General features: G+C 31.7%; 20 protein-coding genes. 11 read left to right on the top strand and 9 right to left on the bottom strand.

From position 1 onward, the window contains the following. The 6 genes from INR78_RS08695 to INR78_RS08720 form a co-directional block, all read right to left on the bottom strand. Nucleotides 1–375: a cupin domain-containing protein gene (locus INR78_RS08695; protein WP_223076197.1), complete on the bottom strand. Its 375-nt coding sequence runs from the start codon at nt 373–375 to the stop codon at nt 1–3. Between the two features lie 55 nt (nt 376–430). Further along, nucleotides 431–982, bottom strand: coding sequence for a hypothetical protein (locus INR78_RS08700; RefSeq protein WP_223076198.1), 552 nt, complete (start codon nt 980–982; stop codon nt 431–433). 15 nt (nt 983–997) lie between these two features. Beyond that, the gene (locus INR78_RS08705; protein ID WP_223076199.1) at nt 998–2,515 is read right to left on the bottom strand and encodes a helicase HerA-like domain-containing protein; all 1,518 of its coding nucleotides are present in this window, start codon (nt 2,513–2,515) and stop codon (nt 998–1,000) included. Between the two features lie 86 nt (nt 2,516–2,601). Continuing rightward, on the bottom strand, nt 2,602–3,294 hold the full coding sequence (locus tag INR78_RS08710) for a hypothetical protein (RefSeq protein WP_106676786.1): 693 nt from the start codon (nt 3,292–3,294) through the stop codon (nt 2,602–2,604). Between the two features lie 28 nt (nt 3,295–3,322). Next, entirely contained in the window at nt 3,323–4,063 is a 741-nt protein-coding gene (locus INR78_RS08715) for a hypothetical protein (protein ID WP_223076200.1), read from the bottom strand. Between the two features lie 7 nt (nt 4,064–4,070). Then, nucleotides 4,071–4,847 (bottom strand): hypothetical protein, encoded by a 777-nt coding sequence (locus tag INR78_RS08720; RefSeq protein ID WP_223076201.1) that lies wholly within the window; start codon nt 4,845–4,847, stop codon nt 4,071–4,073. Between the two features lie 166 nt (nt 4,848–5,013). Between INR78_RS08720 and INR78_RS08725 the strand changes: the two genes are divergently transcribed. From INR78_RS08725 to INR78_RS08770, 10 genes are all read left to right on the top strand, one after another. Next, the gene (locus INR78_RS08725) at nt 5,014–5,643 is read left to right on the top strand and encodes a 7-carboxy-7-deazaguanine synthase QueE (protein WP_223076202.1); all 630 of its coding nucleotides are present in this window, start codon (nt 5,014–5,016) and stop codon (nt 5,641–5,643) included. Between the two features lie 67 nt (nt 5,644–5,710). After that, nucleotides 5,711–6,259, top strand: coding sequence for an HNH endonuclease (locus tag INR78_RS08730; protein WP_027880169.1), 549 nt, complete (start codon nt 5,711–5,713; stop codon nt 6,257–6,259). Nucleotides 6,260–6,445: 186 nt separating this feature from the next. Further along, the gene (gene asnB, locus INR78_RS08735) at nt 6,446–8,110 is read left to right on the top strand and encodes an asparagine synthase B (protein ID WP_106676794.1); all 1,665 of its coding nucleotides are present in this window, start codon (nt 6,446–6,448) and stop codon (nt 8,108–8,110) included. 316 nt (nt 8,111–8,426) lie between these two features. Next, a complete protein-coding gene (gene gyrB / locus INR78_RS08740; protein WP_027880167.1) occupies nt 8,427–10,364 on the top strand; it encodes a DNA topoisomerase (ATP-hydrolyzing) subunit B in 1,938 nt (645 codons plus the stop codon). Between the two features lie 204 nt (nt 10,365–10,568). Beyond that, nucleotides 10,569–11,495, top strand: a complete 927-nt coding sequence (mdh, locus tag INR78_RS08745; protein WP_223076203.1) for a malate dehydrogenase — start codon at nt 10,569–10,571, stop codon at nt 11,493–11,495. 130 nt (nt 11,496–11,625) lie between these two features. Beyond that, nucleotides 11,626–12,279, top strand: coding sequence for a DUF4412 domain-containing protein (locus INR78_RS08750; RefSeq protein WP_223076204.1), 654 nt, complete (start codon nt 11,626–11,628; stop codon nt 12,277–12,279). Nucleotides 12,280–12,394: 115 nt separating this feature from the next. Then, on the top strand, nt 12,395–13,021 hold the full coding sequence (locus INR78_RS08755; protein WP_223076205.1) for a hypothetical protein: 627 nt from the start codon (nt 12,395–12,397) through the stop codon (nt 13,019–13,021). 127 nt (nt 13,022–13,148) lie between these two features. After that, nucleotides 13,149–16,157 (top strand): protein translocase subunit SecDF, encoded by a 3,009-nt coding sequence (gene secDF / locus INR78_RS08760; RefSeq protein ID WP_223076206.1) that lies wholly within the window; start codon nt 13,149–13,151, stop codon nt 16,155–16,157. 592 nt (nt 16,158–16,749) lie between these two features. Beyond that, complete coding sequence (gene lgt, locus INR78_RS08765) at nt 16,750–17,676, top strand: prolipoprotein diacylglyceryl transferase (RefSeq protein WP_223076207.1); 927 nt, start codon at nt 16,750–16,752, stop codon at nt 17,674–17,676. Then, on the top strand, nt 17,676–18,191 hold the full coding sequence (locus INR78_RS08770) for a DUF192 domain-containing protein (RefSeq protein WP_223076208.1): 516 nt from the start codon (nt 17,676–17,678) through the stop codon (nt 18,189–18,191). Before lgt ends, INR78_RS08770 begins: the two co-directional genes overlap by 1 nt. Before the next feature lie 24 nt (nt 18,192–18,215). Here the strand turns inward: INR78_RS08770 and yidD are convergent, their stop codons facing one another. Genes yidD through folE form a run of 3 tightly spaced genes read right to left on the bottom strand, consistent with a single transcriptional unit; the run spans nt 18,216 to nt 20,677 of the window. Further along, complete coding sequence (yidD, locus tag INR78_RS08775) at nt 18,216–18,455, bottom strand: membrane protein insertion efficiency factor YidD (protein WP_027880160.1); 240 nt, start codon at nt 18,453–18,455, stop codon at nt 18,216–18,218. A 42-nt stretch (nt 18,456–18,497) separates the two neighbouring features. After that, nucleotides 18,498–19,982 carry a cysteine--tRNA ligase gene (gene cysS / locus INR78_RS08780; RefSeq protein ID WP_223076209.1) on the bottom strand — a complete coding sequence of 495 codons (1,485 nt, stop codon included), beginning with the start codon at nt 19,980–19,982 and terminating at the stop codon, nt 18,498–18,500. An 8-nt stretch (nt 19,983–19,990) separates the two neighbouring features. Beyond that, nucleotides 19,991–20,677, bottom strand: coding sequence for a GTP cyclohydrolase I FolE (folE, locus tag INR78_RS08785; RefSeq protein ID WP_027880158.1), 687 nt, complete (start codon nt 20,675–20,677; stop codon nt 19,991–19,993). 198 nt (nt 20,678–20,875) lie between these two features. Between folE and INR78_RS08790 the strand changes: the two genes are divergently transcribed. After that, nucleotides 20,876–21,349 (top strand): hypothetical protein, encoded by a 474-nt coding sequence (locus INR78_RS08790; protein WP_223076210.1) that lies wholly within the window; start codon nt 20,876–20,878, stop codon nt 21,347–21,349. Nucleotides 21,350–21,363 lie beyond the last annotated feature (14 nt).

A 21,363-nucleotide genomic window follows, 5' to 3' on the forward strand; every position in this document is an offset into this window, starting at 1 on the left:
TTACAAGTCTTCTCTGTGTACTAAATCTATTGAAAACGCTGGTGTGCAAATAGAAAGATACTCACAAGCTACTGTAAAAGGGTTAGAGTATTGTACTCTTGTGTTTCTTTCTATTTTAATAGATTGTCCAGCTTCTAAAACTACGGTTTCGTCTTCAATAATAAATTGCTTTTTACCTTTTATAATATACGTAAATTCATCGAATTCTGGAGTTTGAAAAGGTTCTGACCAACCAGCAGGTGCAATCATATGCGCAATGCTAATGTCTTTACTACCATCTGTAGCTTGTCCAAAATGTTCTTCTATTAATTTTCCATCTGTCGTAGGAACAATAAAGGGAATGTTTTGTATGGTGTATTTTTTAGATGAAGACATTTAGATTTGTTTTATATAAGTTTTAATTTATTTCTATGGAAGGTGAAATGCTGGTTTACCATCCAATCATAAAATGTTTAATTTTTGCTTTGCTAGGTATGTTAGCAGGTTCTATAGTTTTTGTGATGTCAAATTTAAATTCTGCAGGTAAATCTTTTTTATCAAATAAAAACATTATTTTACTTCCTTTTACAAAAACCGAAGCACTTTTAAACGAGTTTTGAATTTTAGAAATTGTGTAATTTTTTTCTATATCTTCAAAAGTACTTAAGTTGTTTACTCCTTTTTCTGTTTGATATCTTGGGTCTTTAAATTTTACTGTTGAAATAGTTGAGGTACTATCTAAAACTTGTTTTGGAGTTATAGAAAGTAAGTGTTTTCCGCCTTTTTCATAAACTTCTATTGTGTTTACAGAACCAGCAAACTCATCGCCAGCTATTGGTTTTACAATTGAGTCTTTAGCAAAAATGATATCTAAATCTTTTATTTGAGTACTGTCGGTAAGCATTCCTATGTTTTGTTCTTTAACTAAAAACGGATCTGCTTCATTTTTACAAGAAGTTGCTAATATAGCAATGGTACTTAAGGCTAATATTGTTTTTTTCATATACATTTTAAATGTTTATTTGATAACTTTTTTTAGTATACCAAAAGCGGCTCTAATAAATGTAGCGCTGGTTAATACTTTTATAATTGGGTTTTGTCTTGTACTTTTTCTGGTTGAGGTTTTTCTAGATGCTTTTTCTTTTGCTTCTCTTTCTTCTTCTTTTGCTTTAGCTATTTCTGCTTTTTCAATTTTTTTGTTAAGCATTTCGTAAGCACTTTCTCTATCAATGTTTTCGTTGTATTTTAAAACTAATTTAGAGTCGTCTAACAGGTTTTTTAATTCGGTATCAGTTAAAATATCCATTCTACTCATTGGAGCACGCATCATAGTAGCGGCTAATGGTGTTGGCCTTCCTTTTTCGTTTAAAGCAGATACTAAAGCTTCTCCTGTTCCTAAAGCTGTTAATACTTCTGTAGTGTCATAATAATCAGTATCTGGATAATTTTGTGCAGTTAATTTAATAGCTTTTCTATCCTTTGCAGTAAATGCACGTAAAGCATGCTGTATTTTTAAACCTAATTGACCTAAAACACCTTCTGGTACATCTGTTGGGTTTTGAGTAACAAAATAGATTCCAATTCCTTTACTACGTATTAGTTTAACAATGCTTTCTATTTGATTAAGTAAGGCTTTAGAGGCTTGGTCAAAAATTAAATGCGCCTCGTCTATAAACATAATTAATTCTGGTTTATCGGCATCACCCTTTTCTGGAAAAGTTTCGTAGATTTCTGCTAATAAGCTTAACATAAATGTAGAAAACAACTTAGGTTTGTCTTGTATATCTGTTAATCTAATAATATTTATATAACCACGACCATCTCGTGTTGTACGCACTAAATCTTCTACATCAAAACTTTTTTCTCCAAAAAATAGATCGCCACCTTGTTGTTCAATTTCAATTATTTTTCTAAGAATTGCACCTGTAGACGCAGAGCTTATTCTTCCGTATGCTTCTTTAAATTCTTCTTTACCTTCGTCGGTAGCGTATTGTAAAATCTTTTTAAAATCTTTTAAGTCAAGTAAGGGTAATTTGTTATCATCGCAGTATTTAAAAATTACTGCAACGATACCAGCTTGGGTTTCTGTTAAATCTAAAATTCTTGAGATTAGAACAGGACCAAATTCACTAATGGTTGCACGAAGTCTTACACCATCTTGTTCCGAAAGGCTCATAATTTCAACAGGAAAACTTTTTGGTTCAAAAGGTAATCCTATTTTTTCCATACGTTCGTCAATTTTAGGGTGACCAGGACTTGGTTGTGCAATACCGCTTAAGTCTCCTTTTATGTCCATTAGTAATACAGGTACGCCTTTTTCGCTTAAATTTTCGGCTAAGACTTGAAGTGTTTTTGTTTTACCTGTCCCTGTTGCTCCTGCAATTAAACCATGTCTGTTCATGGTTTTTAGTGGTACGTTTACATAAGCGTTTTGTAAAGTCTGTCCATTTAAGATAGCAGATCCTAATGTGATAAAATCACCTTTACAGGTGTTTCCGGTGACAATGTGATTAAAAAATTCTTCTTGATTACCCATAGTACTAAATTTGGATAAAAGTAAAGGAAAAAACAAGAAGAAAAAAATAAGCTAATAAGCAAATATTAACAGTTTGTAAGGCTTTATTAGTCCAGTTTGGTGATGCCTATATTTGCAAATCTAGCGTTAATAGTAGTGCCGTTATTATTAATTACATATCTAATAGTTACAACATCATTTGCGTTTACTGGATACATAATAGCGCCGCTTGTTCCCCAATAATCAGTACTTTGTAATGTTGCAACACCTCTGTTTAAATAACCAACTAAAGTGTTGTTTACTTCTAGAGCTAAAATGTATTTAGTGTTTCCGTTAGGCATATTAGGTGAAGATAATGAAGCTGTAAATAAATAATTTCCAGCTTGAGAAATCTCTATTGTACCATTACCAGTAACATTAAATACTTCTGAATTATTAGATATTACATCTGCTGTACCAATTGGAAAGTTTACATAAGTGTTATTTGGTGTAGCTAAAGCATTATTGCTATTTGGAAAGTTTCTGTTAATAATCAATGTGCGACTAGATTGTGGAGACCAGACATTATTTTTAAATACATAATAAGAACTTGTTGTTGTATTATATACCATAGCTCCTTCTAGAGGCGTAGGTATAGCGTTCATTTCTGTACTAGTCATTCTTGGTGGTACAAAAGCACCAGTAGTGCTATCTATTTGCAGAACAGATCCATCATCAGGAGTAGAGGTGTTTATTCCTACTTGAGAAAAGGATAAAGTGAAATTAATTGTAAAAAATAATATAATAAGAAAAGATTTCATTGCTATTAATCTATTTGGAGGGATTTATTTATAGTATTTTTTCTATATAAAAATTAGTGCTACCTGATGATCTTAGATTAACAGCACCAGTATTTCCTGCTCTTAAAATATCTATGCTAATAACATCGCCAGCATTAACTTGTATAACTTCATTCAGGTTTAAAGTCGTTTCTTCATGACCGTTAGCTCTTCTCATGTATCCAGTAGAAGAAAACGACCCAACTTGAGTGCCATTAACTGAAATATACATTTCTGGAGCTTTTCTTGCACTATTACTGGTTGATATAATACTTGCATTAACTAGTATTTCATATCTTCCGGTTTCATTAACAGTTACTGTATGATTTACATTGTCTATAACGTAAAGGGAAGTATTATCGTTCCATTCTGCAAGCCCAAAAACAGGTAAATGTATAGATGTATTATTATTAACATTAGTTGTTACATCTACATTGCTGTATTTAGTAGATTGCCCAGGAGATGCTGTTGACGTTGCTGTAATACTTAATGCTTCCCAATTAGGTGTTGCGGATGTATTAGTATTGATTTGAATTTCATCACTATCCGTGTTGTAAATAATCAAACCATTTGCAGGATTTAAAATAGCATCTCTTTCGGCACTAGTTAACCTTGGTAAAAGAATACCTTTTTCATTACTGTTAATGTCTAAAATTGCAGATTGATCAGGGTTTGAAGTATTTATTCCTACTTGGGCAAATACAAATGATGATAAACAAATAAAGACAATTTGAAAAAATATTTTTTTCATAATTTCCTTATTTGTAGGCTTCAAAAATAACAACTAAATTATCTGCATATCGATCTACATTAATAGTAAAACCGTCAGCATTAAAGCTTACAATTGAAGCAGAAGTTATACCTAAACTATCACCATTTTGGTTTGAATATCTAATCCCGATACAGTGTGAGCTAGAAGAAAATCTTGAAATATCATTAATAGAGTTACCAGATCCACCGACATAAATCATCTGTTGGTCTATAATACTGTTATAATTTGTGACATAACCATTCATAGATCCAAAAGCATTAGAAATTCCACTATTATTATTACCTGTTCCGTTGTCAGAATTCAAATTATAAGTTTCAACATTAGCATGAGCTGTAAATTTTATTTGAGAAGGCTCAAAAGGTAAACCGGAAATGGTAATATTACCTGTACCCGTAATTATAAATTTACCAAAATGAGTTGTTCTTCCTAAATAAACACCATTGTCAGATCCACTAGATAATTGGTTTCCAGAATCAGAGCTTACACTTGGGTTATTATTAACAGATGTCCAAATAGGAGCAGTACTTATTCCTATATTAAATTGAAGTTTGTTATCATCAGTATTAAAGATGATAAGTCCGTTAGCAGGGTTTGCAATTGCATCTCTTTCTGCAGAAGTCATTCTAGGAAATAATACACCTTTATCAGAACTTTCAATGTCTAAAATTGAAGAATTATCTGGATTTGAGGTGTTTATTCCAACTTGAGAGAAAGATAAAACTGAAGTTAGTAAAACTAAAACTAGGATGTTAATTTTTTTCATGACTATTAATTTACGCTTGTAAAAATAAACTTACATATTCCTTTTACGAAATTACAAGCCTCTTGGTTTCAGGTTTTTCGTTGATTTGTAAGAATAATTAGATAAAATGTTGATTAAGCAAAAATCTTCAAGAGATATTTAGCTATTTGTCTTACTTTTGCACGCTATGAAGCAAGAGATTCAAGATTTAGTAAACAAAGGTTTAATGCTTCCGTTAATGGAAGAATTTTATACCATACAAGGAGAAGGATATCATAAAGGCACAGCAGCTTACTTTGTAAGAATAGGTGGTTGTGATGTTGGTTGTCACTGGTGTGATGTTAAAGAAAGTTGGATTGCAGATCTACATCCACCTACAAAAACTGAGACTATTGTTGCTAATGCAAAAAAATATAGTGATACAGTAGTTGTTACAGGAGGAGAACCATTAACTTGGGACATGACAGAGCTTACAAAACAATTAAAGCAAGAAGGTTGTAAGATTCATATTGAAACATCAGGTGCTTATGAGCTAACAGGACAATGGGATTGGATATGTTTATCTCCAAAAAAGATGAAATTACCTACAAAAAAAGTTTACGAAAAAGCAGACGAGTTAAAAGTTATAATTTACAATAAAGATGACTTTAAATTTGCAGAAGAACAAGCCGCTAAAGTCAACGATAACTGCATTTTATACATGCAGCCAGAATGGAGTAAAAGAGATAAAATGATACCATTAATTGTAGATTACGTAATGGCAAATCCTAAATGGAAAGTGTCATTGCAAACACATAAGTATCTCAATATCCCTTAAAATTAGTAACTTAGCAGCAAGCTATTAATCATAATGTATATTATTAAGTGTGTAAATGTAATACAATATGATTAGAAATCACTACAACGAAAAATGGAAAGACATTGTTTTTGATAATGATATTTCCGAACAAATGACATTTAAAATATCTAACTACGGTAGACTAATAAAAGTAGTTAACGGTGAAGATGTTTTAATAGAAAAACAGTATTCTATAAACGGTTATAATACAGTATCTGTTGTTAAAAAGAAAGGGACAAAAACAGCTAGATACATCCATAAAATTGTAGCTCAACATTTTTTAGAAAAACCTGAAGATGCTAAGTATGTTATTCATTTAGATTATAACAAAATGAATAATAAAGTAGAAAACCTAAAATGGGCAACTAAACGAGAAAAAGAACTTCACCAATTCAAAAATCCCGATTACATTGCTAAGAATAGTGTTATTAAATACTCTAAGTTAACAGAAACACAAGCTATGCGCTTAAAGAAAAAGCTATTAGATCCTAATAGACGAACACGTTTAAAAATCTTAGCTAAGCAGTTTGGTGTTTCAGAAATGCAATTACACCGTATAAAAACAGGTGAAAATTGGGGACATTTAAAAGTTTAGTCTTTTAAAACTCACACATTTTAACTAAAAAATGAAATAGTCTATCTTAAAATTTCATTTTTTATTAATTTTTTAAATTAAAATTACATTTTGTAAGCATAATAAGACTTTGTGTTTTAATACTGAAACATAAAACTAATATTTGTTATATCAATTAGTAATTAACGAATTTAAAATATTAAGATTATGTGTGGAATAGTATGTGCTTTCGATTTAAAACAGAAAAGCGAAGATTTAAGACCTCAAATATTAGAAATGTCTAAAACCATTCGTCATCGTGGACCAGATTGGTCTGGTATATACAGTGACGATAAAGCTATTTTGGCACACGAACGTTTAGCTATTGTAGATCCAGCATCAGGAAAACAACCATTGTTTAGTCCTGATAAAAAACTGGTTTTGGCAGCTAATGGCGAAATCTACAACCATAGAGAGTTACGTAAGCAATTTGACGGTAAGTATAACTTTCAGACCGAAAGTGATTGCGAAGTTATCTTAGCACTTTATAAAGAAAAAGGAGTTGATTTTGTAGACGAAATGAACGGAATATTTGGTTTTGCAATTTATGATGTTGAAAAAGACGAATATTTTATAGCAAGAGACCACATGGGGATTATTCCATTGTATATAGGTTGGGATCAAAACGGAACCTTTTATGTGGCTTCAGAATTAAAAGCTTTAGAAGGTATTTGCACTAAAATAGAATTATTTCCTCCTGGTCACTACATGTCAAGTAAAGATGGCGAGTTTGTTAAATGGTGGAATAGAGATTGGAGAGACTACGATAACGTAAAAGATAACGAAACTAGTATAATAAAAGTAAAAGAAGCTTTAGAAGCTGCTGTAAAAAGACAGTTAATGAGCGATGTACCTTATGGAGTTTTATTATCTGGTGGATTAGATAGTTCTGTAACTTCTGCAATTGCAAAAAAATATGCACAATTACGTGTAGAGAGTGATGATAAACAAGCAGCATGGTATCCGCAATTACATAGTTTTTCTGTTGGATTAGAAGGCTCTCCAGATTTAGCAGCAGCACAAAAAGTAGCAGATCATATTGGTACTGTACATCACGAAATTAAATTCACAATTCAAGAAGGTTTAGATGCCATAAAAGATGTGATTTATAACATAGAAACCTACGATATTACCACTATTCGCTCTTCAACACCAATGTATTTAATGGCAAGAGTAATTAAATCTATGGGAATCAAAATGGTACTTTCGGGTGAAGGAGCAGACGAGATTTTTGGTGGTTATTTATACTTCCATAAAGCACCAAATGCAAAAGAGTTTCATGAAGAAACTGTACGCAAAATAGACAAATTACATATGTATGATTGTTTGCGAGCAAACAAAAGTTTAGCAGCTTGGGGTATTGAAGGTCGTGTTCCATTTTTAGATAAAGAATTTATGGATGTGGCAATGAGTTTAAACCCAAAAGACAAAATGATTAATGGAGAACGTATGGAAAAATGGATTATCCGTAAAGCGTTTGAAGATATGTTACCAGAAAGTGTTGCTTGGAGGCAAAAGGAGCAATTTAGTGACGGTGTTGGTTACAGCTGGATAGATACTTTAAAAGAAGTAGTAGAAAGAGAAGTAAGTGACGAGCAAATGGAAAATGCAAAATACCGTTTCCCAATCCAAACACCACAAAACAAAGAAGAGTTTTATTATCGTTCTATTTTTGAAGAACACTTCCCAAGTGATGCTGCAGCATTAAGTGTACCACAAGAGGCAAGCGTGGCATGTAGTACAGCAACTGCTTTAGAATGGGACGAAGCATTTAAGAAAATGAATGAACCATCAGGAAGAGCAATAGCAAACGTTCACAACTCAGCATATTAATAAATAAAAGTATAGAATATTAATTATTTTTAGCTCCAAAATCTCGCTTCTGCGGGATTTTGTGCTTTTTTGAAAAAAATTAAATAAAAAAAATGACTAAAATCAATTTTAAGATGCTTTTTAGCGCTTTTAAGACGTTTTTAGGTTTTTAACAATTGTTGATAATTTTAAGGTTAAGTAGATAAAAAAGCTTGAAAAAGGGCTTTTATTTCGTATATTTGTTTGTACTCATAAGAGGCGCTAAAGCGTCTTTTTTTATGTGTATAACTTTCTTTCAAAAAGAAAATTAAAAAGCAAATAACTAATAATTCGATATATGAGCGAAGAAAATAAAAAACAGTATTCCGCAGACAGTATTCAGGCATTAGAAGGAATGGAGCACGTACGTATGCGTCCTTCAATGTATATTGGAGATGTTGGAGTACGTGGTTTACACCACCTAGTATACGAGGTTGTGGACAACTCGATTGATGAGGCTTTAGCAGGACACTGTAACAATATTACAGTAACTATTAACGAAGACAACTCGATTACAACAGAAGATGACGGACGTGGTATTCCTGTAGATATTCATAAAAAAGAAGGGATTTCTGCGTTAGAAGTTGTAATGACCAAAATTGGAGCAGGTGGTAAGTTTGATAAAGACTCATACAAAGTATCAGGTGGTTTACATGGTGTTGGTGTAAGTTGTGTTAACGCGTTATCAGAACACTTAAAAGCAACAGTACATCGTGATGGCAAGATTTGGGAGCAAGAATACGAAAGAGGAAAAACACTTTACCCTGTAAAAGCTGTTGGAGATACAGATAAAAGAGGTACAATTGTAACCTTTAAACCAGATCCAGAAATATTTAAGCAAACATTAGAGTATAGTTATGATACTTTGGCTAGCCGTTTACGAGAGTTGGCTTACTTAAATAAAGGAATAACTATCCATTTAATAGATAAACGTGCCAAAAAAGAAGATGGTAATTTTGAGGGAGAAACATTCCATTCAGAAGAAGGTCTTAAAGAGTTTATCAAGTTTTTAGATGGAAATAGAGAGCCTTTAATGCAAGAAGCAATCTCTTTTGAAGGAGAAAAAAATGGAGTTCCTGTTGAGGTTGCCATGATTTATAACACAAGTTATGCCGAGAATTTACACTCTTACGTAAATAATATTAATACACACGAAGGTGGTACACATTTATCAGGTTTTCGTCGTGGATTAACACATACCCTAAAAAAATATGCAGATGAATCTGGAATGTTGGATAAATTAAAATTTGACATTGCAGGAGACGATTTCCGTGAAGGACTTACAGCTATTGTTTCTGTTAAAGTAGCAGAACCACAATTTGAAGGTCAAACAAAAACAAAATTAGGTAACCGTGAAGTTTCTGCATCTGTAAGTCAAGCAGTGTCAGAAATGTTAACCGATTATCTAGAAGAACATCCAGATACAGCCAAAACCATAGTGCAAAAAGTGATTTTAGCAGCTCAAGCACGTCACGCTGCTCAAAAAGCGCGCGAAATGGTACAGCGTAAAACAGTGATGAGCATTGGTGGATTACCTGGTAAATTATCAGACTGTTCAGAGCAAGATCCAGCTCAATGTGAAGTGTTTCTTGTTGAGGGAGATTCGGCAGGTGGTACTGCAAAACAAGGAAGAGATAGAAAGTTTCAAGCTATTCTACCATTAAGAGGTAAAATCTTAAATGTAGAAAAAGCAATGACACATAAAGTTTTTGAAAACGAAGAAATTAAAAACATTTTCACAGCTTTAGGTGTAACTATAGGTACAGAAGAAGATAGTAAAGCCTTAAACCTTTCTAAATTAAGATATCATAAGATTGTAATTATGTGTGATGCCGATATTGATGGTAGTCACATTGCAACATTAATCTTGACATTTTTCTTTAGATACATGAAAGAATTAATCGAAGCAGGTCACGTATACATAGCAACGCCGCCACTTTACTTAATTAAAAAAGGAGCTAAGAAGCAATATGCTTGGAATGATAAAGAACGTGATGCAATCGTTAAAGAATTTGGAGAATCTTCAAAAATCCAAAGGTATAAAGGTCTTGGAGAGATGAATGCAGAACAACTTTGGGACACAACAATGAATCCAGAATTTAGAACATTACGTCTAGTGCAAATAGATAATGGTACAGAAGCAGATCGAGTATTTTCTATGCTAATGGGAGATGAAGTTCCGCCACGTAGAGAATTTATAGAGAAGAATGCTATTTATGCAAATATAGATGCTTAATTAGATATTTAAATGAATATTAAAAACACCTGAAAATTATATTTCAGGTGTTTTTTTTGTTTTAAAAAAATAATTTTCTGTAGAAGTTAATAGATTAGTTTTAAGCTTAATTTAACCTAATATTTTGATATTTTCGGTTAATTCTTCGGGTTAAATTGTTAAATTTGTAGGATAAATTAATTAACACAATTAAAAATATATAACATGAAAGTAACAGTAGTTGGTGCAGGTGCAGTTGGTGCAAGTTGTGCAGAGTATATTGCTATTAAAAACTTCGCTTCAGAAGTTGTTTTATTAGACATTAAAGAAGGTTTTGCAGAAGGTAAAGCAATGGATTTAATGCAAACAGCATCTTTAAATGGTTTTGATACAAAAATTACAGGTGTAACAAACGATTATTCTAAAACAGCAGACAGTGATATTTGTGTAATTACATCAGGTATACCTCGTAAGCCAGGTATGACTCGTGAAGAGTTAATAGGCATCAATGCTGGTATTGTTAAGTCTGTATCTTCTAGTCTTATAGAGCACTCGCCTAATACGATTATAATTGTAGTTAGTAACCCAATGGATACTATGACTTACTTAGTACACAAAACTACAGATTTACCAAAAAACAGAATTATCGGTATGGGTGGAGCTTTAGATTCTGCACGTTTCAAGTATAGACTAGCAGAAGCTTTAGAGTGTCCAATTAGCGATGTAGACGGTATGGTAATTGGAGGACATTCAGATAAAGGTATGGTGCCATTAACATCTCATGCTACAAGAAATAGTATTAAGGTTTCAGAATTTATTTCAGAAGAAAGATTAAATCAAGTAAAAGAAGATACTAAAGTAGGAGGAGCAACATTAACTAAGTTATTAGGGACTTCTGCATGGTATGCACCAGGAGCAGCTGTATCTGGATTAGTTCAAGCAATTGCTTGTGACCAAAAGAAAATGTTCCCTTGTTCTACTTTACTAGAAGGAGAATATGGATTAAATGACTTATGTATTGGTGTACCAGTAATTTTAGGTCGTAATGGAATTGAAAAAGTTGTAGAGATTGAACTTAGCGATGCAGAAAAAGCACATATGAAAGAAAGTGCAGAAGGTGTGTCTAAAACTAATGGTTTATTAGAATTATAAGATTTTATTAAATAATACAACTAAGCCTTATAAAGTTTTTACTTTATGAGGCTTTTTTATTTTATAAAATCTGTATTAATTAAAAACAATTTCAGTACATTACAACATTCAATAATTAAAAAATAAAATAATGAAAAAATTAATTTTTATACTTCTAGCATCATTCAGTTTAGTAAGTGTTGCTCAAGAAGAATTAAAAGAAGGAGTAATCTCTTCAAAAATGACAATGTCTAGTGATAATGCAGAGATGAACTCGCAATTACAAATGATGGGCGAAACTAAAATTACAACATATTTTACTGAAGATAGAGTAAGAGCAGAAACTAGTAGTCCAATGTCTGGTGAGACTATTACAATAGTTGATAAAGAGAAGGAAAAAGTATTAACGCTTTTAAACAATCCTATGTATGGTAAAAAATTTAGCATTACAGACTATGAAGTGCCAGAAGACTTAGGCGATGATATTAAAATTACTAAAGGAGATCAAACAAAAACTATTTTAGGATATGATTGCCAACAGTACAATGTAACAATGAAAGCTGATGGTGTAGATATGACTATGGAGATATTTGCTACAGATCAAATTAAAGCTCAGACTCAAGAAACGTCTCAGTTTGGAGACGAGTTAGATGGTTTTCCTTTATTTATGAAAATAAACGTACTTCAACAAGGTATGAAAATGACCTTGTTGTACGATGTTACAGAAGTTAAAAATGAAGCTGTACCAAATAACATGTTCGATTTAACTCCACCAGAAGGTTATTCTAAAATGGAGGATCAGTAAAGATTTATTTTATAAAATTTAAATAAAAAAAGAGTAACATTCGTTGCTCTTTTTTATTTGTAAAAAACCTCAAAATCAGTCTTTTTAAAGACTTAATTTTTTATATTTGGCACTTATGAAAACAAAATGGTACATCAGTGCTCTAATTGTTGTTCTAGCTGTATTTGGAGTTTTACAAAACCAAGCTTCTTTACCAAATCAAGAAGTACATATTCGTTTTGAAGATCAAACAGTAACGTTAGAACAATCAGAACAAACAATTGCTTTAATACAAGAGCAATTGCAGGCTATTGATGTTACTAATATAGTTGTAGAAAAGGACGCTAATGACCAATTAAAAATAAGTTATCACAGTAACTTAGATGTTGTTGTTATTAAGTCTTTACTTTCAAAAGCATTACAGATAGAGATAGCATCAAGCTATTTAAATCTAGAAGAAAACCAAAGTAATCTACCTAAAAAAACTAGCAAAAAAGGATTTGATTTTGATGTTTATGAGATTAAAACGTCTTCAAAAAATCAAAATAATTCTGCTGGAAAAAGTATAATTGTAACTAAGCAAGATTATGATCGTTCTTCTAATACAAATCTTCCTTTTTACTTAGATGCTTTTCTAGCAATCGATTTTCTTAATATTTCGGTTTTAAAACAAAATATTTCAAGTCAATATCATTTGACTTTTAGTAATAAAACTTACACTATACCAGAGGTTAGAGCTGGACCTTTTTCATTTCAATCTTAAAAAAAAGGAATTCAACCTTTAAAAGCTTTTCAGCTTAACAAAATCATTTTAAACATTATAATTGTCAATTATTAAGGGAAAAATTATATTTGCCCGATTTATAAAATTGACCAAAAATTAACAAACAATGCAAAACAAAGGATTAATAAAACTATTTGCAGTTTTATTTGGATTGGTAAGTATTTACCAGCTGTCTTTCACATTTAAAAATAATGCGGTAGAGAGCGAAGCTACACAGATAGCAGAACAAAAAATAGATGCGTCTGCAGAGGATCGTAGCGCAAAAGTAAACGAATATGCAGCAAGATATTTAGACTCTTTAGCAACATCTAAAGAAAGTGTTTTCTTAGGAAGTGATTATTCTGAAGTTAAAGAAAATTCAATGAAGTTAGGTCTTGACCTTAAAGGAGGTTTAGAAGCTATCTTACAAATTTCTGTAAAAGACATCTTAATTGGTCTTGCAGACGGAAGTACAGATCCAACTTTTAGAAAAGCATTAGATGATGCAGATGAAATTCAGAAAAATAGCCAAAATACATATTTAGAAGATTTCTTTGTTGCTTTTGACGCTATCAAAGGAGATAAAAAATTAGCATCTCCAGATATCTTTGCAACACGTTCTTTAGTAGGTGAGATTGATCTTAATATGTCTGATGACGAAACTAAAGTAGTTTTAGAAACAAAAATAGACGAGTCTATTGTTTCTGCTTTTGAAGTATTACGTAAGCGTATTGACGAGTTTGGTGTAACGTCTCCAAACATACAACGTTTAGGTAACTCTGGTCGTGTATTATTAGAATTACCAGGTGTTAAAGATGTAGAAAGAGCTACAGATTTAATAACAACAACAGCACAATTAGAGTTTTGGTATGGTTCAAACTCTCAATTATTTAGTCAATTTTTACTTGATGCTAATGAAGTATTGAAAGCAAAAGAAGGAGAAGCTAAAGCAGATCAAGCAACTGCAGATCAAGAAGAGATGACTGATGAGGAAAAAGCTATTGCAGACCTAACAGGAGAAGAAGATGAAACAGTTGTAGAAAACAATCCTTTATTAGACCTTTTTGTTGGTCCTGGTTTTGGGGCAACTTTAGCACAAGTTAGAGTAGAAGATAAAGAGCAAGTAGCTAAACTTTTAGCTATGCCAGAGGTAAGAGCAAAATTACCTGCAGAGTTACGTTACACAAAATTTGTATTTGGTAAAGCAACAGAAGATAGCGAAGTTGTAGACTTATATGTTTTACAAGGTAATAGAGATGGAGAGCCACCATTAAGTGGTGCAGTAGTTACAGACGCGCGTCAAACTTACAATCAAGCAAACAAAGTTGTTGTAAGTATGCAAATGAACAGTAAAGGAGCTAAGATTTGGGAAGAAATGACCGGAGAAGCTTACAAAACTCAAGGTCAAATTGCAGTGGTTTTAGATAACACAGTATACTCTGCACCAACAGCTTCTAACGGAGCAATTGCTGGAGGTAGTACAGAAATTTCTGGAGACTTTACTTTAAGAGAAGCAACAGATTTAGCAAACGTTTTACGTGCTGGTAAATTACCTGCAAAAGCAGATATTATTCAAAGTAGTATAGTTGGTCCTTCTTTAGGTCAAGAAGCTATTGATAGTGGTACAATGTCTTTTGGTATTGCTTTAGCTTTAGTGTTATTATGGATGGTTTTCTATTATGGTAAAGCTGGTATATTCTCAGACATCGCAATGTTATTCAATATCTTATTAATCTTCGGGATTTTATCGGGTATTGGTGCAGTGTTAACGTTACCTGGTATTGCTGGTATCGTATTAACAATAGGTATGTCGGTAGATGCTAACGTACTTATTTTTGAACGTATTAGAGAAGAATTAAGTAAAGGTAAAGATCAAAAATCTGCAATTAATGACGGATTTAGTAACGCTTTATCATCAATCTTAGATGCTAACATAACTACAGGTTTAACAGCATTAATCTTATTTGTGTTTGGTACAGGACCAATTAAAGGGTTTGCAACTACATTATTAATTGGTATTGGTACATCTTTATTTACAGCAATTTTTATTACAAGATTATTAATTGACTGGTATGTAAATAAAGGCGGTAAATTAGATTTCTCTACAGGTGTAACTAAAAACTTGTTCAGAAATATTAATATCGAGTTCCTTAAAAAGCGTAAAGTAGCTTACATTATTTCAGGCGCTTTATTAATAGTAAGTTTAGGGTCTTTATTTACTAATGGTTTAGATCAAGGTATTGACTTTGTTGGAGGACGTACAACGCAAGTGCGTTTTGCAGAGCCAGTTAGCGCTGTTGAGGTAGAAGAGGCTTTAGCAACACCAGAAGTATTTGGAAGTGCATCTGTAAAAACTGTAGGAGACGAGAATAACTTAAAAATCTCTACAAAATATAAGATTAACGAAACTGCTAACGAAGTAGATGAAGAAGTAAGAGAAAAACTATACAACGCGTTACAGCCATATTTAAACGGTCAATCTTTTGAAGAGTTTAAAGACCTTTCTAAAGCAGACAAGCAAATAGGTATTATGGATCAATACAAAGTAAGTCCATCAATCGCAGATGATATTAAACAAGCATCATTCTGGGCTGTATTAGGATCTTTAGTAGTGGTATTCTTATATATCTTATTCCGTTTTAAAAGATGGCAATTCTCTCTTGGTGCAGTAGCGGCTGTTTTCCATGATGTTATTATTGTATTAGGTGTATTCTCATTAACATACAAGTTTATGCCATTCTCAATGGAAATTGATCAAGCATTTATTGCAGCAATTCTTACCGTAATCGGTTACTCGTTAAACGATACCGTGGTAGTATTTGACCGTATTCGTGAGTTCTTTAACGAGCATACCAACTGGCCATTTACAGAAGTAATTGACAAATCGTTAAGCAGTACGTTAAGCCGTACATTAAATACCTCTTTAACAACATTAGTAGTGTTATTAGCTATCTTTATTTTTGGTGGCGAATCTATTAGAGGATTTATGTTTGCCTTAATCGTAGGTGTAATTGTAGGTACATATTCATCATTATTTATCGCAACACCAACCATGTACGATACTGTTAAAAAAGGAAACGCAGCAGACGCTTTAAAGAAAAAAGAAGAAGTAATTGACGAGACTGTTGTAAAATAGTCCCTCAAACTCCAAATAATAAAAAAGCCTTTTTGCACTAGTAAAAAGGCTTTTTTTATGTAATTATTTTGGGCGTTACCCACTTTTGCTTTTAGGGCAAAAGTGCGTCGGGCTTTACATTACAATTCCTCGCTCGTACCTCGCTGTGGGATTTTCATTACAATCCCTAACGCAACTACTTATAAAATTAAATCTACAATAGACGTTAGAGATTTGTAAATTTTAAATAAGGAAGAAAATATAAGTAATGTCCTTAAAATCAATTCGGAGAATTGAAATTCAAAATTCAGAAATAATGAGTGAAGGAATGAAGCTGCAAAGCGTAGCTTTAAGCACGTAATTCCGAAATCGAATGATGCTTTAGCAAATGCAAAGCATTCACGAACACTTAAATTTAAATTAGAATTCGTGAGTAATTCCTAATTTTGATATGATTTTTTGTTTCGTTTTGCATCAAGGCAAAATGAAGGTGAAATATATATTAACTTAACATTTTTTCTTATTAAAATATTATAAGCAATTAATAAACCTGCGTTAATTCTATTTATAACTAAAGCATAAATACTATATTTACAATCGCAAAAAAAATAGTATGTACGCATTAAAATTTGACTGGAATCCAATAACAGGAATAGATATAGCAGGGAACTTCAAAATTCATTTTTATAGTTTAATGTGGATTATAGCATTTGTTTTAGGACATAAAATAATGAGCTATATCTTTAAGCGCGAAAAAATAAAATTAGAATATCTTGATCCTTTATTTATTTACACAGTTTTAGCTACTATGTTAGGTGCAAGATTAGGTCATGTAATATTTTATCAACCAGAACTATTTAGTCAAGACTTTTTAAGCATTTTTCTACCAATACGCACCAAACCAGAATTTGAATTCACAGGTTTTCAGGGATTAGCAAGTCACGGTGCAGCAATAGGTATTATTATAGGTATGTATTTATACCGTAAAAAATATAATTACAAATCATTAATGTGGATTTTAGATCGTATTGTAATACCTGTAGCTTCTGGAGCTATATTTATTAGAATAGGTAATTTTATAAATTCAGAAATTATTGGTAAAGTAACAGACTCTAACATAGGTGTACGCTTTGTGCAAGACTATTATCACAAGTCAGAAATTGTAAAGCTAACAGGTATTCAAGACGTAAAAAAAGCTTACGCAGCAGTAACAGATAATCCAAAATTTGCCACTCTTTTAGAAGCTGTTCCGTATCGTCACGCTGCTCAGTTATATGAGTCTTTTAGTTATATTTTTGTGTTTTTAATTCTGTTATATTTTTATTTAAAAACTAATAAAGGAGAACAACGTGGTTTCTTATTTGGTCTGTTTTTAGTATTGCTTTGGACAGTAAGATTTTTTGTAGAGTTTGTAAAAGAAGCCCAAAATCCAGAACGTGCAGATTGGTTGTTAAACACAGGGCAATTATTAAGTATTCCGTTTATACTTATAGGCTTATATTTTATGTTCACTTTTAAACCAAAAAAAACTAATATCTAATGCGATTTTACAAGCCACTAATTGTAATTATAGTTTTTGCTATTTGTTTTACTTCATGTAAAGAAGAAAAGAAAACAATAGAGCAAGTTAAAGTTGAATTTAAAAAAGAAGGAGAGCTTACCTTCTTTAAAGGTACAACAGATACTATAGTTAAAATCTTTGATATAGAGATAGCAAAAACACCTTACCAAATCCAAACAGGCTTAATGTATCGTGATGGAATGGAAGATAATCAAGGTATGTTATTTGTGTTTCCTGATGTGAGAGAACGTAGTTTTTACATGAAAAACACACGTTTTCCTTTAGATTTAATTTTTATAGATCACAATAAGCGTATTGTTAGTTTTCAAGAAAACGCTCAACCTTTTGATGAGTCTTCTTTACCATCTCAAACAAAAGCTCAATTTGTATTAGAGGTTAATGCTGGTGTTGCAGAAAAATTATTGCTAGAAGTTGGAGATAAAATGGACTATTACGAATATAGAATTGTAAAAGATACTATACCTGTTAAGTAATAGGTTAATTTTATATAGAAGTAGTTATTCTTTTTCTTTTTTAGGAGGTACTGGATCAAAACCTTTACCACCAAAAGGATGACAGCTAAAAATTCTTTTTATACTTAACCAACCACCTTTTATTAATCCATGTGTTATTAACGCTTCTTTAGTGTAATGTGAGCATGTTGGTTGATATCTACAAGTATTTGGTGTAAATGGAGATATAAAAGTTTGATAGACTTTTATAAGAAATAAAAAAGGTTTGATAATCAGTTTTTTCATTGTTAAAAATGAAAAATCCTCTCATGTAGAGAGGATTTAATATTAATTTGTAGTAAAGGTTGTACCGTCTTTACCATCTTTAAGTTTTATGCCTACTTCGGCTAATTCGTCTCTAATTTTATCGCTTAAAGCAAAGTCTTTATTAGCTCTTGCTTCTTGACGTAATTTGATTAAAAGTTCTACTGTTCCCGATAGTTTGTCTGTTCCAGTATTGACTTGATTTGTATCATCTTTTAATCCTAAAATATCAAAAGTAAAATCATTAATGGTTTTTGTAAGCGTCTCTAAATCTTCTTTAGTTATTGTTACTGTACCATCTTTTATTTGGTTGATATATTTTACAGCTTCAAAAAGGTTGGCTATTAAAATTGGTGTGTTAAAATCGTCATTCATAGCATCAAAACACTTTTGTTTCCAAGCATTAATATCGATGCTACTTTTTTCAGAAATTTTTAATTCTGATAAAGACTTAACAGCTTCCATTAATCTGTTATATCCTTTTTCTGCAGCTAATAAACCATCATTTGTAAAATCTAAAACACTTCTATAGTGTGCTTGTAGCATAAAGAAACGAGCAACACTTGGTGTAAATGCTTTGGTAATATGTGGGTTGTCTCCTGTAAAAATTTCATTTGGTAGAATAAAATTGCCGGTTGACTTTGCCATTTTTTTACCATTCATGATTAACATATTGGCATGCATCCAATAGTTAACTGGAGATTTTCCTTTTGCTGCTTGGTTTTGAGCAATTTCGCACTCGTGGTGTGGGAATTTTAAATCCATTCCACCACCATGTATATCAAAATGTTCACCTAAATATTTAGTGCTCATTGCTGTACACTCTAAGTGCCAACCTGGGAAACCATCACTCCAAGGAGATGGCCAACGCATAATGTGAGCAGGTTCGGCTTTTTTCCAAAGCGCAAAATCTTGAGGATTTTTTTTGTCAGATTGCCCGTCAAGTTCACGTGTATTATGTATCAGGTCTTCAAGTTTACGCTTACTTAAAATTCCGTATTCATTACTTTCGTTGTACTTATGTACATCAAAATAAACAGAGCCATTTACTTCATAAGCAAAACCATTGTCAATTATTGTTTTAATAAGTTCTATTTGCTCAATAATATGACCTGTTGCAGTTGGTTCTATACTTGGTGGTAAAAAATTAAAAGTATTTAGAATATTATGAAAATCTACGGTGTAACGTTGTACAACTTCCATAGGTTCTATTTCTTCTAAACGTGCTTTTTTAGCAATACGGTCTTCACCTACATCGGCATCATTCTCTAAATGTCCAGCATCTGTAATATTACGTACGTATCTTACTTTGTAACCTAAATATTTTAAATATCTAAAAATAACATCAAAAGACATAAATGTTCTAACGTTACCTAGGTGTACATTGCTGTAAACGGTTGGTCCACAAACGTACATACCAACGCTGCCTTCATGTATTGATTTAAATTGCTCTTTTTCTCCTGTTAAAGAGTTGTATATTTTAATATTTTGGTTTTGGTAAAGTTGCATGATTGATACTAAAATTTAGTCTCTAATTTGATGTAATCTAAAAATTCGCGTTTAGTTTCTTTGTTTTTAAAAGCGCCTCCAAACTCAGAAGTTACGGTGCTACTTTCAATATCTCTAATACCTCTAGAGTTTACGCATAAATGCTTAGCATCTATAACGCATGCTACATCTTCGGTGCCTAAAACATCTTGTAATTCTTTTACTATTTGAATAGTAAGACGTTCTTGAACTTGAGGTCTTTTTGCGTAATAATCTACAATTCTATTCATTTTAGATAACCCAACAACACTTCCGTTAGAAATGTAAGCGACATGAGCGCGTCCTACTATTGGTAACAAATGATGCTCGCAAGTAGAGTATACAGTGATGTTTTTTTCAACCAACATTTCTCCATATTGATATTTGTTATCAAATGTTGATGCGTTAGGTTTTTTATCTGGGTTTAACCCACCAAAAATTTCGTTCACAAACATTTTTGCAACACGGTTAGGTGTCCCTTTTAGACTGTCGTCTGTTAGGTCTAAACCTAGTGTATTCATGATGTTTGTTACGTCTTTTTTTATACTTTCTATTTTTTCTTTGTCAGAAATTGCAAAAGCATCAGGTCTTAGCGGTGTGTCATGACTTGTGCCTATATGGTTTTCGCCAATAGGATCATTATTGTCTATGTTTTCTACAGAGTTATCAATCTTCATTTATTTAAAAAAAATGTGATGTTTAAAATAGTTTGCAAAGATAATCAATTATTAAAATCTAATAGTTCAATTAAAGTTAATAATTAGCAAGTTTTAAACTTAATAGCATTGAAAAAGTAAATTACATTCTTTAATTAACATAATGTTTATTAAAAATTTCTTAATTTTCCGTCTTAATTTATTATTTCAGAAAATACTATGAGACGTATATTATTGCTAATATCTTTTTTTGCGATTGTTTTTACTGTGCAAAACGTTAATGCTCAAAACAATAGAAAATTAAAAACGCAGCCAGTTAAATATGGAGATAATTTAGAAGCTCCTTTTACTGCAAAAGAATTAGGGATGCTTAAAGAAGTTTATCAAGACAAATTAGAAAAATATGTTTTGAGTAGGCCACAAAAAATTAAGGATTTAAAACATTTATTAAGAAATAGATTGTTAATTACAAAGCTACCTCATTATAACTCAAAAAGTAAAGTGACTTTACTTTCGAAGGTTGGTTTGTTTAATAATTATAATAAAGAGCTTAAAAGAGACCAATCTTTTGATATTAACACATTTAATCCTTTAAAATATAATTTAGAATTTTTTAAAGTTGGTTCTGCTATATACAGAATTGATAATACACAATATTATATTGTTATAAAGGCTCAAAATTTAAAAAAATAATTAGTCGCTAGATT

Source organism: Mesoflavibacter sp. SCSIO 43206, assembly GCF_019904215.1.
GTDB classification, from domain to species: domain Bacteria; phylum Bacteroidota; class Bacteroidia; order Flavobacteriales; family Flavobacteriaceae; genus Mesoflavibacter; species Mesoflavibacter zeaxanthinifaciens.

What these genes read in the sequence shown, in the direction of transcription:
- INR78_RS08695 (WP_223076197.1), bottom strand. Translation starts at nt 375, where the DNA reads ATGTCTTCATCTAAAAAATACACCATACAAAACATTCCCTTTATTGTT.
- INR78_RS08700 (WP_223076198.1), bottom strand. Translation starts at nt 982, where the DNA reads ATGAAAAAAACAATATTAGCCTTAAGTACCATTGCTATATTAGCAACT.
- INR78_RS08705 (WP_223076199.1), bottom strand. Translation starts at nt 2,515, where the DNA reads ATGGGTAATCAAGAAGAATTTTTTAATCACATTGTCACCGGAAACACC.
- INR78_RS08710 (WP_106676786.1), bottom strand. Translation starts at nt 3,294, where the DNA reads ATGAAATCTTTTCTTATTATATTATTTTTTACAATTAATTTCACTTTA.
- INR78_RS08715 (WP_223076200.1), bottom strand. Translation starts at nt 4,063, where the DNA reads ATGAAAAAAATATTTTTTCAAATTGTCTTTATTTGTTTATCATCATTT.
- INR78_RS08720 (WP_223076201.1), bottom strand. Translation starts at nt 4,847, where the DNA reads ATGAAAAAAATTAACATCCTAGTTTTAGTTTTACTAACTTCAGTTTTA.
- INR78_RS08725 (WP_223076202.1), top strand. Translation starts at nt 5,014, where the DNA reads ATGAAGCAAGAGATTCAAGATTTAGTAAACAAAGGTTTAATGCTTCCG.
- INR78_RS08730 (WP_027880169.1), top strand. Translation starts at nt 5,711, where the DNA reads ATGATTAGAAATCACTACAACGAAAAATGGAAAGACATTGTTTTTGAT.
- asnB (WP_106676794.1), top strand. Translation starts at nt 6,446, where the DNA reads ATGTGTGGAATAGTATGTGCTTTCGATTTAAAACAGAAAAGCGAAGAT.
- gyrB (WP_027880167.1), top strand. Translation starts at nt 8,427, where the DNA reads ATGAGCGAAGAAAATAAAAAACAGTATTCCGCAGACAGTATTCAGGCA.
- mdh (WP_223076203.1), top strand. Translation starts at nt 10,569, where the DNA reads ATGAAAGTAACAGTAGTTGGTGCAGGTGCAGTTGGTGCAAGTTGTGCA.
- INR78_RS08750 (WP_223076204.1), top strand. Translation starts at nt 11,626, where the DNA reads ATGAAAAAATTAATTTTTATACTTCTAGCATCATTCAGTTTAGTAAGT.
- INR78_RS08755 (WP_223076205.1), top strand. Translation starts at nt 12,395, where the DNA reads ATGAAAACAAAATGGTACATCAGTGCTCTAATTGTTGTTCTAGCTGTA.
- secDF (WP_223076206.1), top strand. Translation starts at nt 13,149, where the DNA reads ATGCAAAACAAAGGATTAATAAAACTATTTGCAGTTTTATTTGGATTG.
- lgt (WP_223076207.1), top strand. Translation starts at nt 16,750, where the DNA reads ATGTACGCATTAAAATTTGACTGGAATCCAATAACAGGAATAGATATA.
- INR78_RS08770 (WP_223076208.1), top strand. Translation starts at nt 17,676, where the DNA reads ATGCGATTTTACAAGCCACTAATTGTAATTATAGTTTTTGCTATTTGT.
- yidD (WP_027880160.1), bottom strand. Translation starts at nt 18,455, where the DNA reads ATGAAAAAACTGATTATCAAACCTTTTTTATTTCTTATAAAAGTCTAT.
- cysS (WP_223076209.1), bottom strand. Translation starts at nt 19,982, where the DNA reads ATGCAACTTTACCAAAACCAAAATATTAAAATATACAACTCTTTAACA.
- folE (WP_027880158.1), bottom strand. Translation starts at nt 20,677, where the DNA reads ATGAAGATTGATAACTCTGTAGAAAACATAGACAATAATGATCCTATT.
- INR78_RS08790 (WP_223076210.1), top strand. Translation starts at nt 20,876, where the DNA reads ATGAGACGTATATTATTGCTAATATCTTTTTTTGCGATTGTTTTTACT.